Genomic DNA, 17,294 nt, shown 5'->3' with positions numbered 1-17,294 from the left:
CAGTTGGCGGGGGAGCGGACTGGCCTTGACGTTCCGGTGTAAGTTCATACATCTGTACATACGGAAGGAGCCATTGCCATGGTCGCACTCAAGCTTGGGAAAATCGGCAACTCGGTCGGCGCCGTGCTGCCCAAGGAGGTGCTGGCCCGCCTCAAGGTGGAGCAGGGCGACACGCTCTATCTGACCGAGACGCCGGATGGCTATCACCTCACGCCCTACGAACCGGAGTTCGAGGCGGAGATGGAGGCAGCCCGCAAGATCATGAAGAAGCGGCGCAACGTGCTGCGTGAGCTGGCGAAGTGAACGAGCCGGCCGCCCGGCAGGAGCCGCGGTGGGTGACAAAGGCCGTTGTGCTCGCCGTTCATGACGCCCAGCTCGCGGAGCATGGCGGCGGCAGAGGCGTGCGCGACGAGGGGTTGCTGGAAACGGCACTCGATCGCCCGAAGAATCGCTACCACTACACGCAGCAGGACGAAGCCAGCCAAGAGCAGATCTCTGCCTCCGACGTGGCGGCCCTGGCTGCTGCCTACGCCTACGGGATCGCCAAGAACCATCCCTTCGTGGACGGCAACAAGCGTACCTCCTTCGTGGTGTGCGAGCTGTTCCTCGCCCTCAACGGCTATGAGCTGACTTTGGACGATGCCGCAGCGGTGACGACATGGTTGGCGCTGGCGGCGAGTGAGTTGACCGAAGACGAACTCGCAACAAAAATAGAGGCCGCGCTGAGTGTGGTATGAAGTCCTGTTCATGTGAAAATGAGGCTTCTACGCTGAACAGGTGCCCTGTGTTTTGAGGCAGACGATATTTTTATATGAGTTGAGCCGACGCGTTTCTGCCCGGCAGTGTCTCATGTCCGGCCTGGGTCCCTCTGTCTCAAGACCAAAAACAGTCCTCTCTCTTCCCTTTTACGTTCGTCCAGCGAATATATCGTTGGGTCTTCTCTCGACCTTCTCCATAAAGCCACCTAGGCCGGGGTGAGGCGCTCTTCTCATGCGAGAGGTCGCCTCATGTTCCCCCACGTTTCCTCAGCCTACCCGCATCCGCTGCTCGTCCGGCACCGCCGCCTTATCCATGCGTCGTCGGAAGCAATCATCGGAGCGTGGTGTGATCCGGCTCTCTTCACCTCGCTCGAAACGACCGAGCTCTGCGTGGGCGTGACGTTCAGCATCGATCCCGTGGCCACGCACCGCGCCAGCATCACGCTCGGCACCCCCCACGGCGACACCCAGGAACGCCTGCCCCTCTGCATCAGCTGTCAACCTGCGGGCTCGGGCCCCGCACAATATGTCGTCGGTCCCTTTGGCGACGCGTATGCGATGCGCCTCAGCCTGAAGCTGTCGCCAACCCTTCATCTCGTTGCAAGCACCGACAGTGGGTGGACTACGCCGAGGACCTGTTGCAGCTTATTGTTCGGCGCAATGGAGAGCGTTGTCTCCCGGCAATGGGCGATACAGTTGGTGGTGGACGCACTGCGGTTGTTGGCCGAAGGATTGGCGGAGCGAAGCGCCGTCGGGTGAGCGGAGATCGCAAGACGGGTTCAGACAATGTCTGCGCCAGGTGGAGGAGTCCGCAGCGGTTATCACTAATGGCCTGTATGGGGCCGGAAGCAGACCGTTTGCTATTGAGGACTTCGAATGGGAGGCGGGCATATCCCCAATGAATGACCGAGGCAGAAGCTGACCCGAAGCGGACCTTCGGAAGGCCTGCTTCGGGGTAGGACACTGAAACCTGCTATCGAAGAGCACCGAGAGTCCTCAGGAGGCTTCGCTTTGAGCGAAACCTCCTGAGCAGAACCATTCTGAGGCGGCTAAGGCTTCGTAGGTGGTCCTTCGCCATGAGTTGGCGTGCGCCGCTGCCCGACTATCTGCGACGCTTTGCAAGTGCTCGCTGATCGCTTCGGGCGGGTTTCGCTCCGCCATCTTTTGTAGGCCGTACTTAATGTCATTCAATTCGACGGCAGCGTGGGACGCATACAACTCCGCCAGCTTGTAAGTGCCGAAATGCCACCTGATCCGTTCGGCTTTCACTTCGTCCCAGTGGTCGGGAGGCTCGGGATAAAAGATTAGGGCAGCGGGGTTCGTATGCTGGACCGTCGCGAACAGCCAACGCGCGTCGTCGGCATCTTCGAAATATGGGTGGAATGTTTGCTCGCCCGCATGCCCGGCCTCGGTCGCCAACTTCGTCTTGTTACATTCACTACAGGCCGGGACGAGGTTTAGCGGTGTCACCGTCAACGCCGGATGGGCCGACTGCGGAAGATGATGGTCGAGCTGCGAGACCGTCCGCTGCGAGCAGAGTGGGCAGATGTCGTTCTCAGGGGCGGATTTGAGGGCGCCATAAAGCTCGCGCGTGCCGACGCTTTTGACGAACGTGTTCTTGTAGACGCGTTCCATCTCGGCCGTGGTCACCAGCCCGTCGACGCCGTCGGTGCCGGGGATGAGATACAGGGTGGAGGCTTGGCCATGGGCGTCATACGTCCCTTCGGTAGCCACGATGGTCGGGATCACTTGCGTGAGACGACCCGTTAGGTGGTTGTCGCGGATGCTCTCTATGCATCGCGTCAGAGCGTGATGTGCCGAGGTCTGCGGTGGAACTAAGCGACGCATCAGCCAGCGTCCCGCTCGGCGATCATGGCGTGAACGATGGCACGTGCCTCGACGCCGAGCTGACCGTTGAAGTAGTTCACAACGGCGTCGTACGAGCGCCCGCCGTTCACTGCGCGGCGAAGCAGTTGGTGGAATCCGGCGCGCGTCACCTCTAGGCCGAACACCTCGCGCGTCAGCAGCCCGACATTCTCGCCGAAGGTCTCCAAGGTCGGTCGCTCAGCAACCGAGACGCTGCGACTGCGCCGAAGCTTCCACGCGCAGGACTGTGGTACCTCTTGAAGGGCGATTGGAGAGTGCGAGGCGATGATGGCCACGCCATTCCGTTTGACGAGCAGATCGGAGAGGCATCGCACGAAAGCGGATAGCAGCGGCGGATGAAGATGGCCCTCCGGCTCGTCCAGCAGAACTAGAGTCTTCTCATCGACCAACTCCACCAAGCGGGTCACGGTCAGAAGGATAATCGCATGTCCGGAGCTGAGGCGTTCGAACAGGGCCTGCGTCCGCTCGTTCCAGTTCGGTCCGGGGGGGGGGCGGCGAGCAACGCCATGACATCGGCTTCGGCGAATAGGTCGTCGGTTTCCAGTGTGCGAACGGCGTCCCGCCAGCGCTCGGCTTTAAGTCCATTCCGGCAACGCGAAAGGCTACGGCGAAAATCGACCGCCAACTCGGCCGGCGTTTTGATACTGAACTGATCCTGCCCGTTGACCGTGATCTTGTGGCGCAGACCGACTTGGGTCGAACCCATGTTGTCGGTGGAGACGGGATCAAGATCGTAGTTGTCGAAAGCGCTGAACGAAATCAGCACCAACCCCGCGAAAGACCATTCCGGTTCGAGATCGCTTCGAATGAGTTCGAGCGTTCCTGGCGGCTGATCGGGGTCGCCCGCGCGTCCTAACAGCGCCTCGGTAAGGCCTCGGATGCAGCGCGACTTACCGACACCATTGCGCCCGATAAGGACATGGACGTTCGTCGGTGGAACGGAGTCCGGATGAACCTCAAAGTGCAATACCGCTGCCGGAACATTATCTCCGTTGGGGAGCGTGTACTGGAAGTGAAATTTGGTGAGCGCAGCATCGCCTTGCGTGATGCGGTTCAACCGGTTGCGAACGGTTTCCTGCCGGATGCCCCGCAGCAGCGAGTTGCCCATGACGTCTTCGTCGAGCCGAGCATCGAACAACGGAAGATCGGAGGCGACGTCCCGCAGGCCGCGCAGAATGCGCTCCCGCAGCTCGGTGTCTAAGCCATTAAGCGTGACGTAATAGTCCTCGTCCTGACCGAGCGAGAAGAAGCGGTCGTCCAGGGCATCGAACTCATCTGGAAGCTCGGGAGCTCGCTGGCCTGGCTCGACGATTCCGGCAGGCCGTAAGCCGACTTGGCCGATCTTAACGGACCCTACATCGTGGACGGTACCTTCAGCGTCAGCCACGCGGAGGTAAAACATCGTCCGGTACTTGCCCCAGTCGTCCCAATTATCGTGGGAAAGGTAAGCGCAGTTGCGCACTCCCGCCGAAATCCTCGCGCGCGCATCGATGACTTTGAAGAACATTTCGCCCCTTACCCACCCGAAAATGCAGTTTCGCAAATCTTAAGATTGTAAAAGCTCGCCTGTCACGACTTCAGGATTACTACAATTTTCTGCCCGCATCGAGGTGTCATGCGGAGCGGGCTATATCGCGACGAACGCAGCACGGTCTAGTCGGCTTTCGGGTCAGGCTGGAGCCACCCCGGCGGGACCAGCTTCTGGTCGCCCCGCCAGGCCTGTGCCAGGGCGACACCGGGAATCTCGCCCCAAACATCGTCGCCCGCATGGTCCAGAACGATAGCCTGAAGCCGTCCCTTGGCGCGAATGATCTCCGAGCCCATGGTCTCGAACACCTTGCGGACGGCCGCGATGTCCTGGTCCCGCGTCCGTCCCGTCGGCTGTTGGACGTCCCTCACTTCAAACCCGCTCGGGAAATAGACCTGGCTCGGCTGATCGTAGACCAGCAGCCCGGGGACCGGATGATTGACGTCGTTGAGGAAGAAGCGCTGGAGCGCTAGCGTCACGGCCAGGTGGTAGGCCAGCCAGTTCGCGCCGCTTCCGATCTCCCAGAGATAGTCTTCGCGATCGGTCTGCACGACCTTGATGGTCAGGTCGGACACCGAGATCCGGATCGGCGCATCGGGCCATTCGGCGTCGAGACGGGGAACGATCTCACCGGCGTATTTCTCGACTTGCAGCATGGCGTTGGTCATTTTTCGTTGGACGGCGGCTTCGGAGTAGACCGCCTTCTGGGCGTTGAGTTGCTGGCGCAGGAGGACAATCTCATCGGCCAGAGCGGACCCGTCCTGGGATCGTTCGAAAGACTGGAGTGCCTGTTCCAGGCGTCCCACGAAGCGTTCGATGCTGTCTTGGCGGAAGGTGATCGCCCGAACCTGTTCGGACTTCTGTTCGAGCAGAACGATCTGCTGGCGAATTTCCGCCAACGCACCGGTGGCCTTCTCCACCTCTCCGCGCAGTCGCACCCGCTCGCGATCGAAAGCATCGGACATCTCGGGTTTGGTGCGCAGCTGAACGTCGAGGCTGGCCAGAGCCTCGGTAAGTGCATCGAGGCGATCCCGCCCGCTGTCTCCCAATGCCACAAGGAGATCTTCGCTCGAGGCGGCGCGCGCCTTCAACCACCCGGCAATGTCGAGCCTGTCCCGCTGAATGCGGATCGCCGATCCATAGGCCTCGCTGCTGCTCAAGAGGCGTTGGATTTCGTTTAGGCGCTGACGCTCGTCGGCCAACTGTGCCGCAGCCTTGCTCTCTGCCTCTCTGAGCGCCTGCAACTGCCCTAGGGCTCCGTCGATGGACGCCACCGTAGCGACGGCCCCGCGAGTGTTCGACTGAGACGCCTTCCGCAGCAGGTCGACGATGACGTTCCAGTCCTCAGGGATCGGGGTATCCGCCGGAAGGAGGCCGTATTCCAACGCTGTGCGGAGCCAGCCTTGGGTTTCGGTCTGCCAGGCGCGGACGGCCGTCCGAGCCGCGTTGAGAGCGGACTCCTTACGCCGGAGCTCCCGATTGATCCGATCGATCTCCCACCGCGCGGCGAGCATCGGCGGTGTCAATGCGCCGAGAACGTAGGGGAAGATCGCCTTGAGCTTCTCGCGATGTTCGGTCGTGTCCGCATTGAAGTAAAGCACCATCGGGTTGGCGACGATGTATTGCGGCTGGAAAGTGAAGGCCATCAGGTCGCGGAAGCTGACGCGGGCGACCTCTACGTCGGGGTTCAGCCCAAGCTGGGAAAGCCCGGCGAGCTTGTCGAGGCGGCGCTTGACCGCGTCCGCCGTGATATTTTTGACGGGCGTTTCCTCCGGGACTTCGATCTCGTCGGCCTCTAGCAGGAACATGTCCCCGGTTTGGCGGGCCTCTCCGGGTTCACGACGGGCTAGAAGCTTTTGCCCTTCGAGCGTGTCGATGACGATGCCGAACCAGGAACAGGCTTCCCGGATGACGCCGACAGGAATGCTGCATTTCCCGGAGGCGAGGCAGTAGTCGATGATCGGGATGACGGCGGATTTGCCTGTCTTCGAGGCGCCGCTGATGACATTGACCATGCCGGGCTCGAACTCGACGATCCGCGGCGGATGTCCAGCCTTCGACCATAGGACCAGTTTGAGGATCTGGAAGTGCATCAGGCCTCGACCTGCAGAAGAGAGAAGACTTGGTTCGGGGGCAGGCGAGCGAACCACCGGCCGAGTTTTTCCGCGCTCGCGACGTGATACTTGAGCCGCTCCGGCGGCTTCGGCGGGCTGGCCTGGTTGGCGCGCACCAGAGCCTTGTTATAGTCCACGGTGAGCAGGCCTGCGACGATTCCTGAACCGAGCGACTGGAGCGTCAGGTTCCGCATGGCGAGGGCGCGAGTGTGGACAGCGAGTAGATATTCTCGGTCCTCGGCTAGCTTTACGACGAACTTGGCTAGGCCCGAGCTCTGGTTGGTCGACTTCACGACTCGCATCGTGTGACCGTGGAGGGTGATCGGGAGCACTAGAAACAACGGCGTCATAGGCGATATCTCGCCGATCTTCTCGGCTTGATAAGCCTGGCAGAAGGTCCAGAGGAGGTGGGCTCCCAACGCGGGATTTTGCACGAGCTCGACCGGAGTCAGGGGGGCTTGTGTCATTGCGAGCCGCCCTTGAACAGGGATGCATAGGAGGGATGCCATCCTAGGCGCACCCCCTCGGCCAGTTCGTTGAAGGCGCCAGCGATGAAGTGGGACGGCAGGGTCTGGCCATCCAGCGGGAGCTCGACCTTGGAGCATTCCCGATAGACCCGGCGCCCCCGTTCAGGCTCGCTGAGGCTCGAGTGGACATCCTCCACTTCGTCGCGAACCAGAGTGTGTTTGCGGATCAGCTGACCATCGAGTTCATCAAACGACCCGGCGACGACTAGACCCTCCTCAGCCCATTCGACCTTGTCGGATCTTGTGCGAAGGTAGTCGCTTACGGCCGAGGTCAGCAAGTCTTTCGACGCCTTGATGGCCTGAAGCTGTCTCACGAATGTCGGCGCTTCGCCGACAACCATCGCCACCAGCTCATTAGCGGGCACCGGTGCCTTGGACGATAGATAGCCTGCCAGATTGGACTTGCGGGTGAAGGCCTGGAACTGACGACGGAAAACAACCGCCTCGATCTTCCGCGTTTTGCCTTCGCGAAGCAGTCGGTCGTAGCGATCGCGTGCGATGCCGATCGCCGCCGCGGTCATGTCATCGACGGCCGCTTGAGGCAGGCCTGCGCGAACGAACTGGCGCACGCCCTCAAGCGCGTCGGTCTCGGAGGCGAGGCTGAACCGGGCGATGATGGCGCCGCAGACATCCGGCTTCGCTTCGAGAAATCTCAGAACCTGCGGCGCGCAGCCGACGTCAGGCTTCTTGGGGTCGACGAGCTTGCCGATCTTCGCCAACACCGTGGCGCAGGCTGCGGCCGTCGTGGCGGCGCTCATTTCGGCAACGAGCGCGCCAGTCTTCGCAGGCGTGATGAACAGCCGGAAATCCGTGTTGGTTGGATCGATCGTTTTATCGGCGCAGAGCGTCGCCCAGTTGGCGAAGGTTTTCCAAAGGTCTACAGCCTTGTCCGCCGCCGGGTTCCCCGTGAGCGTGCTCTTGTCCTGCTCAAGAAGAAGCGAGCCGTCCGCCCGGTGCACCGCCACGTCATCTAGCCCCTCAAGGGATACGCTGTCCCCGTCGGCCGCAGAGAACAGGTGGAAGCAGGCGCGTAGTTGCTGAAGCGAAAAGCCTAGGTACTGCCCGGCGGCAGAGGTTTTCAAAGGCTTCTCGACTCCAACCAGGCTCATGTGTCTCTTCCCGCTCGACCGTAGAATCGATCTAGGCCTCTACAGTCTAGCCGTGCTCTCGCCGAACAGCGAGATAGTTGGTTGTGTAGGCTGGGCCCGCCGGCCCGGGCTTTTGGCGCGGACTCCGTGATCGGCAAGCCCAAGCAACAAGCTTGGTTGGGATTTCCAGCACGAGATCAGCTTTGGGCCACAGCGCGGACCTGGAAGCCGAACGTCGCCTTTGCGACCGGGAGTGAATGACCGGTCATTGCGCAATGGTGCCTAAGTGCCGTACTTCGCTGATGTCCGCTTTTGGGACGCGGCCGTTGACCGATCAATGACCGAGATGGGGGCGCTTTGCTGACAGACGGCTCCGGGGCCGTTTTCAGCCAGACCGCTTTGCAGGCAGACGCCGGCATAAGCGGACAGTGAGAATGCCTACATTCGGCAAGGTAGACCAACGTTTCGGTATCGACCTAATGCTTAGCGCTCGCCACCATTGTGGCAGGTCACTGCATCCCTTGATGTAGGCTTGCCGAGGAGCCGACATGTCCCTGCCCAATATTGATTTTAATGAGATCCGTCTGCACGGCAACCAGGCCGACGCCTTCGAGGAGCTGTGCTGCCACCTCGCCTCGGACGAGGCATCGCCCGACCGGGTACGGTTCGACCGCAAGGGACGCGGCGGCGATGCCGGCGTCGAATGCTTCGAGACGCTCGCCGACGGCTCCGAAATCGGCTGGCAGGTCAAGTTCTACTGGGACATCGACTCGATGCTGCGCTCGCTTGGCAAGTCGCTCGATACGGCGCTGGTCAAGCATCCTAAGATGCGCAAGTTCATCGCCTGCTTCCCCTTCGATCTCGCCGATGCCCGCAAGGACGGCACGACGACTGCGCTGGAAAAATGGGATACCTGGTGTGCCGATCGGATAAAGCAGGCCGGCAAAGCAGGTCGGGCCATCGAGATCGAACGCTGGGATGCCCATGCCCTGCGGCAGCGGCTGACCGACAGCAATCCGCGCGCGGCAGGGCGCGTCGCCTTCTGGTTCGATCGGCAGCTTTTCACCGGCGACTGGTTTGACGGGAAGTTCGTGCGCGCCAGGGCCGGGCTCGGCGAGCGCTACGATCCCGAAGGCCATATCGATCTGCCGATCGGCCGTGCGATCCGCGCCGTCACCGGCGACCCCGCGTTCTATGCGGACCTCGATCAGCTCGGCGATGCGGTTCGCCGCGCCGCGGACGACGCGATCCCGATAACCGGGACGCCGGCCGCAGACGCGTGCGCCGCTGCCGTGACCGCGCTTAATGCCGCCGCCCGGTCCAGGTCCGTGCCGGCCGCGGGGCTGTGCGACGCAGTGCGCGCCGCTGCCGATGCAGCGTTTGCGCTGCATGACGCGCTGGATGCCGCCAATGGCGACAGCGACCCCAGCACGGCGATGGTTGCCGTGTCGGACCTGGCGGCACGGCTTCGCGGCATTTTGACCGAGCTTCGCCAGCCGCACTGGGCGCTGCTCGACCAGCGGTCGCTACTGATCCACGGCGCCGCCGGCAGCGGCAAGTCGCATCTTCTGGCCGACGCCTGCGCGCACCAGCTGGCCGCAGGCCGCCCGGCATTGATGATCTTGGGCGGCACGCTCGCCGACGATGAGCCCTGGAGCCAGATTCTCAAGGGGCTCGACCTGCCCCGCCATCTCGAGGTCAGCCAATTCCTGGGCGCGCTCAATGCCGCGGGCGAGGCGGCGGGGGTGCGCACGCTGATCGCAATTGACGCGCTCAACGAGAAGAATGGACAGGCGATCTGGCCCGAGCGGCTGGCGGGCTTACTCTACGATGTCGAGCAATTCCCCTGGGTCGCCATCGTCCTGTCGTGCCGCACCACCTATCTCGGTCTGGTGATCCCCGAAACGCTCGACGCCGCGCGACTGCCTCGGATCGAGCATCGTGGCTTTTCGGTCGGGGAAGTGCGCGCTTATCTGCGGCAGTACGGGATGACCTTGCCAGAAACCCCGCTCCAGGTGGCCGAGTTCCGGACCCCCTTGTTCCTCCGGCTTTATTGCGATGTGCTCGAGTTCGAAGGCGAGACGCTTCTGGCACGCGGGTTGTTCGGCATCACCGACATCTTCCGCGCTTATACCGATGCGGTGGTACGCCGCGTGCAGCGCCAGCTTAAGGTGCCGTCCGGTCGCAGTCCGGCAGCGGCGGCGCTGGCCAAGCTGGTGCGCGAGATGGCCGATGTCGGCCGCGCGGATGTCGAGCTCGACCGCGCCGAGGCAATCGTTCGCGCCGTCCATCCGGGCCGGTCCGCCGACGATGACCTGCTCTTCCAGCTAGAGAATGAAGGGATGCTCGCGGTCGATCCGATGCGCACCGCGGCGGGTGAAACAGTTCAGGCAGTGCGGTTCACCTTCGAGCGGATGGGCGACCATGCGATTGCGGCTGACCTGCTCGCGCGCAGCGACGGCAGTGGCGCGGCAACACTCTGTTCCGCCGGGACGCCGCTTCACAACGCGCTCGACGACGACGAGAGCTGGATACTCCCCGGTGTACTCGAAGCGCTGGCGGTGCAGCTGCCCGAGCGCTTCGGTATTGAGTTACCTGATCTCCCCGACCTGCCCGCTTCGGTCGTACCCGACGACGCATTCGTGCAGAGCCTCCAGGCGCGCCGGCTTGAGGCGTTCACTGCGCGGACGTGGGAGCTGGTCGATGCGATCGGCGGGGATTCCCTACGCTATAATACGTTGATCGCACTCGCCACCGAACCCGGCCATCCCCACAATGCGCGCCATCTCGACGCCGAGCTTCGCGCGATGCCCATGGGCGCGCGCGATGCGCGCTGGACGATTCACCTCGCCCGATCACCCCACGCGGCATTTCACCTGATCGACTGGGTCCGCGCGGCCGATCCCGCGGGCATCGCTCCGGAGCGCGCGGAGCTCGCCGCAATTCAGCTTGCCTGGTTTCTCACCGCAACGCGGCGGCCGTTGCGCGATAAGGCGACCAAGGCGCTGGTCGTGCTGTTCACCGACCACGCCGCGCTGGCGATGCGGATCTGGCGAGCCTTCGCCGGGCTCGACGATCTCTATGTCGTCGAGCGGCTCGCCGCCGCGCTGTTCGGCGCGACGATGCAGGGGCGCTGGAGCGTGGAGGAGCTGCGCGCAGTCGCCGTGATGCTGCATGAAGAACTGTTCGCCGGCGGCCTGCCGCCGGCCAATAAGCTACTTCGCGACCACGCATCGGGCCTGATCGGCTATGCCGCGGCTCAGGCCGCGCTGCCAGCCGAATTCGACTTGGCTTCGACCAAACCGCCTTTCTCGAGCGCATGGCCGATCGAGAAGATCTCCGAGGAGCAGATGGCGGCGTTCGAGGTCGCCTATGGCGAGGGCGGCGGGCGCCATCGCGACTCGATCGTCGGGTCGCTTATGGACGGCGACTTTGGGCGCTATGTCCTCGATCCAATCGCTCGTCGATTCAGCGCGGCGCTGCGCGGCACCGATCCGCTTCCCACTGCCGAGGACTTGAGAAGCCAGTGGGTTGCGGAATTCACCGCGCTCGCCGGTGAGGAAGAGCTTGCTGCCTATGCTACCCTGCAGGCCGCAAGCGCTGCGATCAAGGGGGAGCGAAACGGGCCGGTTTATGCGAACCGACGTGACGATCTTCGGACGGTGAAGCGCGCCTTTCGCGACGCCATCGGCTCCGAGCGGTTCGAGGACTGGCGCGCCCGTGCCGAGACTTGGCGCGACGAAGGCATGTATAATGGGTACCCCACACTAGGACCTGCAGAGTTCAACCTGGCCTGGGCACGACGCTGGGTGGCTTGGCGCGCGCATGACCTGGGCTGGTCCGAGGCGTTGCACCATGAATTCGACCAGCACATTGGAACTGGTCGTCACAGTCACGAGGTCGAGCGAATCGGCAAGAAGTATCAGTGGCTGGCCACCTTTGAGCTCGCGGCGCGGATGGAAGACAATCTCGCGGTGCTGCCCCATCAGGAGGAGGATGAACCTAGTAGGCTGCGTGACATCGACCCGTCGATGCTGCGTGAGCGCACAGAGGACGACGGTTGGCGCCAGCCACTCAACGCAAGTTTCTGGGCGCCCTATCGTCCGACCATTGAGGCAGCAACGCCCGGCGAGGCCCTGGCCTGGCTCAATTCCGATGCGGCGATACTGGACGGCGCAGAGAATCTCGAGGTCGTCGACCAAAACGGCCGCCAATGGCTCGTGCTCACCGGGTTCGAGAGTTGGGAAGAGGATCGCAAGCAGTTGCGTTCGGATTCCTGGCGCAGGATCGGCTGCACGATCGTCCGCGCTGCCGATCTTGGGCAACTGCTCGCCCGCCTCAAGGGCATGCATCTGATCGGGCATCACGACATGCCGGTCGGCGACGCCGACCGTTATTATGCGCATCTGGGCGAACATCCATGGGCTTGGTCCGACCGCAGCGACCACGGTTGGATCGAGTGGTGGCCCAACGGCAGCGACTCGGAGGCACCAGCCTTGGTCGTGCGGCCGCCCACCTTCGAATATAAGGCCGAGAGTAATGGGTATGACTTTTCGATCACCCAGAACATCACCATCAATCTTCCTGCCGGCTGGCTGATCGATACGCTTGGCCTGCGCCTTTCCGACGGCCGGTCGATCGAATACCGTAATGCGGGAGGCGAAGTGGTGTTCATAGATCCGTCTGTGAACAGAGTCGGAAGAAGCGCCGCCTTGGTCGATCGCGCCTTGTTCCTCGAAATGCTGGCGCGCGAGGAGCTAGTTGCAATATGGGCTGTAGCTGGAGAGAAAAGCGTCTTCGGTGAACTTCACAGCGGCGGTTTCGGCGGCCGCCGCGTCTTCACGCGGCTGTTCCACTCAGAGGCCGGCGCACTTCAGGCGCTTCCACGGTTCGAGACCTTCGAGAAGCCTACCCGTCGCCAGCGTGCGATCCTGCTGGGCGAGGACGCCGAGGTGTTAGTTGACGGCGAGGACGATGCCGATGTCGATATGTGACCGCGATAGACCGCGTGGCGGGTAGCCGTCGCGGTCGGAACTGCTTCATCCGCTGTTTCGCGGTTCAACCCACGCGCAATGTCGCGAGGTTTGCGGTGTCGTCAGGCTCGGCGACCCGATCATCGCCAAATATAATGCTGCAAATTGAGGAGGTGGGTTTGAGGTACGAGCTTGCGGTATTCAATACAGATCAAGTCAACAAGAAGCGCATCAAGTTCTCTGCGTCTGCCCTGATGCGCTCCGATGAAACCCATCAGCGCGAGGCCCTCCTTGCTCAAGCGCCTGTTGGAACGCCTGCCCATATGCAGCACGACATGCACAGGGTAGTCGGGTGGAGCCGCCAGCTTGGACATTATATCGACGGCGAAATGGTTCGCGTTCTGGGTTGCATAGAATACCCCGAGACCGAAGAGGAGCGGGCGGCCCTGCAGGACCGAGTCGCTCGCCATAGAAAACGTGTCAATGATGATAGCACAGACCCATATCGCCGCGAACTTGCAGCAAAACTCGGATTTTCCGACGGCGGGGATTTGATCTTCATACACATGGAATCTGTGTTTGCGAAGCGAGAAGGATTAGCGGCCAAGCAATATCCCGAATTTTTCACTCCGAACTCCGCAATCGTCGATAAGGACGGCCTGGTTTACTTCGATGAGCTGTTAGGCCGTACGACCGAGCTGGCGCCTGGCGTTTTCCACGACAAAAAGCGCGATTTGGTCCTAGTCGCTCACAGATTTTTTCGGCGCCGGCTTTCACATCTAAACGCTCTGAATACCGAGTTTCTCACTAGTTTTTCAGGCGTCGCGAGCGGACACCCAGATCTGAGAGCTCGACTAAGGCTTGATCCAGATATTCTCGGCGACCCAGCTTCGACAAAGGGCCTCATAGAGCTCGAATATTGGCGCGGTCCAAAATACGACGACGACATAAACAAAATCCCGAACGGTGTCGCGGAGCACAAGGCCGACGAGCAGACGCGACTATTTGAGGGCGTAGATCGAACCCAGGTTTGGTGGAAAGCACCCGAGACGCGGACCGTAGGCAGCACCTCGGCTGAGTATCGGACCTTTGAGGTTGAAGAGCTGATTGAAGACCCGTCCTCCGGACTGGCAAGTCAACAATATGGATGTCGCTACGCCCATGCGGAGTACTCGGCGGACGCGGCTGCTATCACTCATTTCGACGGTGCGATCCGCGCGTATGAAGGTACCCAGTATTTGGCGAGATTTGAGACCTCGATAGATCGCGCGGGGAAGCAGTCCGACTATTCGAAACTCTTCCGGTTCGACGGCGTGCTCCCTGTGTCCGATTGGAAGCGGCTGCTAGGCGACTATTACCGAGGCAACAACCTGATACCCGAATATCTGGGTGCGCTAGCGGACGCCGAGGATACAAGGAGCGCAGCTGCATCGACAGGCGTTAAGGAACTTGCAAAGGCGCCCTTGGCTGCCTTCATTTCTCTCTTTCCAGGAGGCCTTTCCGACGGCGCAACGTTGTACTCTGAACAGTTGCAACAGATCGGGAACAAGAATTTTCCCTTTGTCGAAGTTGGGGTGGGCGAGGTTGCCACGCACCTCAACGCGAAGCGTAATCCAGACGTAATGGCCATCGGCTTTCGAGACGATATTCTAAACCTGTCTCGCTTCGGTATCGGACGATCCAGAAAAACTGCAGTAAGTTTCACAGACGAGCTATCGGCGCTGGCGGTTGCCTTGAGCAAGGATGTCGAGAGCGGCATTGTTCGACGTGCCGCAATCCCAATCATGTGGGACTGCGAGGGCCTCGTTATCACCCTGACGATAGCGGGCGACGCCTCTCTAGTACTGTCCATCCTCCAGCAGCTTCCTGCGTTGGTCGACCCTGATTGCATGCCATCAGAATGGATAGAGAGCCTCGTCACGCTCATCCAGAGGGAAGCTCCGCTGGAGAGAGCGCCCGTCATTTGGGAAGGTGTCGAGCGCGGGGTGCTCGCCATAGAACGACACGGTATTATTGAGGCCGAATTCACACTGTCGGACCCGATAAAAGACGCATTGATATCGAGCGGCGCATTGAGGACCACGGTAGAACAGAATGGGCAGGACGCGGAACTCGATGGCTGACATCGGATCTTTTGACCACACGCTTGCTGGGGGCTTTTCTGGCCACCGTGCTACCGTTCCTCGCAGCGTGGCCAAGCCAACGCGCTGAGTGTCGGATGAGCACATCAATGCCAAAATCATCGAGCCTTCACGACGAACATCTGAGAGCGCGACTAGCGCGCCTGATGAGTGGAGACTTATGCCCTGAAGACGTAGCGAAGCTCTATATCGGCAAGCGGTCATCGTCCTATGGGCGTGCCAGCTTTCGAGAGCTTGCCGATTTTGCGGCCCATCCCGACTTACGCAACCGTGGTCCTGTGACCGACCGCATTCGCGATATGCGGACAACCTTCAAGCCGATGTTGGATCGGGCTATAAACGGAGAGTCCCCGCCCATCCGTGAAATTCTTGACCGCGCTGAGTCAAATTTTCGGATGGCCACCGACGAGCAAATCGCCAGGTTTTCACGCGGGCTCAAACGCAAAGTGGCCGAGCCGTTGCTAACGTCGGCGCTCGACAAGATGAGGCGGGGCGCCATCGATGCTATAACTTCCGCTGAGCATCAGATTGTCGTCAATTTTGGCGATTCTGTCATCTGGAATCCAGCACTTCGCGGGCAGGACGTCTTTGATGATTTCAAGTTTGTTATGATGAAGAATGGACTGGTTGGCCAAGCCGACGGAGCTCGGATGGACAGCGCGCGAGCGGTGGTAATTTTGCATGCAATCACGGCAATGCACGGCGCAGCCTTCGACATAGGCGATGGGTTGGTCGGTGAACTGCAGGCGGGGTTCGAAAATCGCGATGGCTGCCTTGAGGTCACCGCGGCCCTAAAGTTTCAGGGTTATCCCAAACAGGTGTCAATGAAGGTAGGGCTGTTCTGGACCGACCTTCTGGGGCGAGATCATGTTGGCCGAGAGCTCGCAGGCCGTGCTGGGCCGTGGTGCTTTCCGATTGAGATTCGGGACGGTAAGCTTGAGCCCATTGGCAGCATGCCGCCATTGCCTGAGGCGACGGACGATGTGTCGACAATCGATTTTCCGGGTGAGCGCTGAGGTTTCCTCGAAGCGGACTGGCAGCTTTCGGGAGGCGCCCGGGCTGTCCTGAACGGCCGAATTGAGGGCGCAAAGCGGGCGCCGCTGAAAGATTGTCGAGGGTCATCTATAGGTCAACCCCAGTTAGGAGGAAGCGCTAAGCACCGTGCAGTCTCCTGCTCGCTGATGGGATGCCAAGCGGCGACTTTCGGCTCACTCGCAGGCGGCGTCCATCGCATCGCGTAGAGGAGGCGTTTCAGCCGAGGCCGAGAGCGCGCGACGTTTGCCCTCCCCCGACTCGCCAAATCCCGCCGAAATCCGCCCGCGTCCGCAGACGCATACTCCCCAAATTCTTCCCAGAAAAGCAAAAGCCCCGCGACGGGCGGGGCTAAACCATTGAAAAGAATGGCGCTCCCAAGGGGACTCGAACCCCTGTTTTCGCCGTGAGAGGGCGACGTCCTAGACCGCTAGACGATGGGAGCATCTCGCGAGGAGGAGGGCTCTATAGCGGCGAATGCGGGGGACTTCAAGCCTCCTTCGGGCTCGGGCGGTGGCCGAAGATGGCGCTGCCGATCCGGACGTGGGTGGCGCCCTGGCGGATGGCGGCGGAAAAGTCGGCGCTCATGCCCATGGAAAGGCCCGAAAGACCGTTGCGCGCCGCGATTTCGGCGAGCAGGGCGAAGTGCGGGTCGGGCACGTCCTCGGCCGGCGGAATGCACATGAGGCCGGCGATCTCCAGCCTGTGGATATCGCGGCATTGGGCAATGAAAGCGTCGGCGTCCTCGGGCAGCACGCCCGCCTTCTGCGGTTCGGCGCCGGTGTTGATCTGCACGAACAACCGCGGCCGGCGCTCCTGCCGGGCCATCTCTTCGGCGAGGGCGGCGGCGATCTTCGGCCGGTCGACGGTGTGGATCACGTCGAACAGGGCCACGGCCTCCCGCGCCTTGTTGGACTGGAGCGGGCCGATGAGGTGGAGCTCCACATCGCCGTAGCGCTCCCTGAGGCCGGGCCATTTGTCGCGCGCCTCCTGCACCCGGTTCTCGCCGAACACGCGCTGGCCGGCCTCAAGCACGGGCAGGATGTCCTCGGCCGGGAAGGTCTTGGAAACCGCAATCAGCGTCACCTGATCGGCCGAACGGCCGCATTCCGCACAGCTCTCGGCGATGTCGCGGCGTACCGCCGCGAGCCGTGCCGTGCTTTCGGGCGCCGTTCCGCCGTCGTTCATGATCCTGCTCCCGCCGTTGCGCCGGGTCCGTGCCCGCGCCGAGGACATGAACCGATCT

General features: G+C 61.8%; 13 protein-coding genes and 1 tRNA gene. 6 read left to right on the top strand and 8 right to left on the bottom strand.

Features of this window, described 5'->3' with window-relative positions; translation table 11 throughout:
• Positions 1-78 precede the first annotated feature (78 nt).
• The 3 genes from V5F74_RS07860 (at position 79) to V5F74_RS07850 (ending at position 1,517) form a co-directional block, all read left to right on the top strand.
• A complete protein-coding gene (locus V5F74_RS07860; protein WP_029555524.1) occupies positions 79-303 on the top strand; it encodes an AbrB/MazE/SpoVT family DNA-binding domain-containing protein in 225 nt (74 codons plus the stop codon).
• Positions 304-335: 32 nt separating this feature from the next.
• Complete coding sequence (locus tag V5F74_RS07855; protein WP_394007214.1) at positions 336-737, top strand: type II toxin-antitoxin system death-on-curing family toxin; 402 nt, start codon at positions 336-338, stop codon at positions 735-737.
• Positions 738-1,007: 270 nt separating this feature from the next.
• On the top strand, positions 1,008-1,517 hold the full coding sequence (locus tag V5F74_RS07850) for a hypothetical protein (RefSeq protein ID WP_394007212.1): 510 nt from the start codon (positions 1,008-1,010) through the stop codon (positions 1,515-1,517).
• A gap of 237 nt (positions 1,518-1,754) precedes the next feature.
• On the opposite strand, the gene V5F74_RS07845 is transcribed toward V5F74_RS07850, so the two are convergent.
• The 6 genes from V5F74_RS07845 to V5F74_RS07820 form a co-directional block, all read right to left on the bottom strand.
• A complete protein-coding gene (locus V5F74_RS07845; protein ID WP_394007210.1) occupies positions 1,755-2,507 on the bottom strand; it encodes a hypothetical protein in 753 nt (250 codons plus the stop codon).
• Between the two features lie 98 nt (positions 2,508-2,605).
• Positions 2,606-3,040, bottom strand: coding sequence for an AAA family ATPase (locus V5F74_RS07840; RefSeq protein WP_394007486.1), 435 nt, complete (start codon positions 3,038-3,040; stop codon positions 2,606-2,608).
• Positions 3,041-3,054: 14 nt separating this feature from the next.
• On the bottom strand, positions 3,055-4,152 hold the full coding sequence (locus V5F74_RS07835) for a hypothetical protein (protein ID WP_394007208.1): 1,098 nt from the start codon (positions 4,150-4,152) through the stop codon (positions 3,055-3,057).
• Between the two features lie 146 nt (positions 4,153-4,298).
• Positions 4,299-6,266, bottom strand: a complete 1,968-nt coding sequence (locus V5F74_RS07830; protein ID WP_394007206.1) for a DUF3732 domain-containing protein — start codon at positions 6,264-6,266, stop codon at positions 4,299-4,301.
• Complete coding sequence (locus tag V5F74_RS07825) at positions 6,266-6,754, bottom strand: three component ABC system middle component (protein WP_394007204.1); 489 nt, start codon at positions 6,752-6,754, stop codon at positions 6,266-6,268. The genes V5F74_RS07830 and V5F74_RS07825 overlap by 1 nt, the downstream gene beginning before the upstream one ends.
• On the bottom strand, positions 6,751-7,923 hold the full coding sequence (locus tag V5F74_RS07820) for an ABC-three component system protein (RefSeq protein WP_394007202.1): 1,173 nt from the start codon (positions 7,921-7,923) through the stop codon (positions 6,751-6,753). The genes V5F74_RS07825 and V5F74_RS07820 overlap by 4 nt, the downstream gene beginning before the upstream one ends.
• Before the next feature lie 527 nt (positions 7,924-8,450).
• On the opposite strand from V5F74_RS07820, the gene V5F74_RS07815 reads away from it, so the two are divergent.
• The 3 genes from V5F74_RS07815 (at position 8,451) to V5F74_RS07805 (ending at position 16,032) form a co-directional block, all read left to right on the top strand.
• Positions 8,451-12,896 (top strand): hypothetical protein, encoded by a 4,446-nt coding sequence (locus V5F74_RS07815; protein WP_394007200.1) that lies wholly within the window; start codon positions 8,451-8,453, stop codon positions 12,894-12,896.
• A 158-nt stretch (positions 12,897-13,054) separates the two neighbouring features.
• A complete protein-coding gene (locus V5F74_RS07810) occupies positions 13,055-14,998 on the top strand; it encodes a hypothetical protein (RefSeq protein ID WP_394007198.1) in 1,944 nt (647 codons plus the stop codon).
• A gap of 95 nt (positions 14,999-15,093) precedes the next feature.
• Positions 15,094-16,032: a hypothetical protein gene (locus tag V5F74_RS07805; RefSeq protein ID WP_394007196.1), complete on the top strand. Its 939-nt coding sequence runs from the start codon at positions 15,094-15,096 to the stop codon at positions 16,030-16,032.
• A gap of 385 nt (positions 16,033-16,417) precedes the next feature.
• On the opposite strand, the gene V5F74_RS07800 is transcribed toward V5F74_RS07805, so the two are convergent.
• Together V5F74_RS07800 and V5F74_RS07795 are read right to left on the bottom strand one after the other, a co-directional pair.
• A tRNA-Glu gene (locus V5F74_RS07800) sits at positions 16,418-16,493 on the bottom strand.
• A gap of 44 nt (positions 16,494-16,537) precedes the next feature.
• Positions 16,538-17,236 (bottom strand): YggS family pyridoxal phosphate-dependent enzyme, encoded by a 699-nt coding sequence (locus V5F74_RS07795; RefSeq protein ID WP_029555512.1) that lies wholly within the window; start codon positions 17,234-17,236, stop codon positions 16,538-16,540.
• Between the last annotated feature and the right edge of the window lie 58 nt (positions 17,237-17,294).

Source organism: Xanthobacter aminoxidans (assembly GCF_043193615.1).
Taxonomy (GTDB): Bacteria; Pseudomonadota; Alphaproteobacteria; order Rhizobiales; family Xanthobacteraceae; genus Xanthobacter; species Xanthobacter aminoxidans.
Note: the sequence above shows the minus strand (reverse complement) of the source record. Positions and strands in the feature narration are given on the sequence as shown.

Coding starts and splice junctions, on each gene's coding strand:
- V5F74_RS07825 (WP_394007204.1), bottom strand. CDS start 6,754: ATGACACAAGCCCCCCTGACTCCGGTCGAGCTCGTGCAAAATCCCGCG.
- V5F74_RS07835 (WP_394007208.1), bottom strand. CDS start 4,152: ATGTTCTTCAAAGTCATCGATGCGCGCGCGAGGATTTCGGCGGGAGTG.
- V5F74_RS07850 (WP_394007212.1), top strand. CDS start 1,008: ATGTTCCCCCACGTTTCCTCAGCCTACCCGCATCCGCTGCTCGTCCGG.
- V5F74_RS07805 (WP_394007196.1), top strand. CDS start 15,094: ATGAGCACATCAATGCCAAAATCATCGAGCCTTCACGACGAACATCTG.
- V5F74_RS07815 (WP_394007200.1), top strand. CDS start 8,451: ATGTCCCTGCCCAATATTGATTTTAATGAGATCCGTCTGCACGGCAAC.
- V5F74_RS07830 (WP_394007206.1), bottom strand. CDS start 6,266: ATGCACTTCCAGATCCTCAAACTGGTCCTATGGTCGAAGGCTGGACAT.
- V5F74_RS07820 (WP_394007202.1), bottom strand. CDS start 7,923: ATGAGCCTGGTTGGAGTCGAGAAGCCTTTGAAAACCTCTGCCGCCGGG.
- V5F74_RS07860 (WP_029555524.1), top strand. CDS start 79: ATGGTCGCACTCAAGCTTGGGAAAATCGGCAACTCGGTCGGCGCCGTG.
- V5F74_RS07795 (WP_029555512.1), bottom strand. CDS start 17,236: ATGAACGACGGCGGAACGGCGCCCGAAAGCACGGCACGGCTCGCGGCG.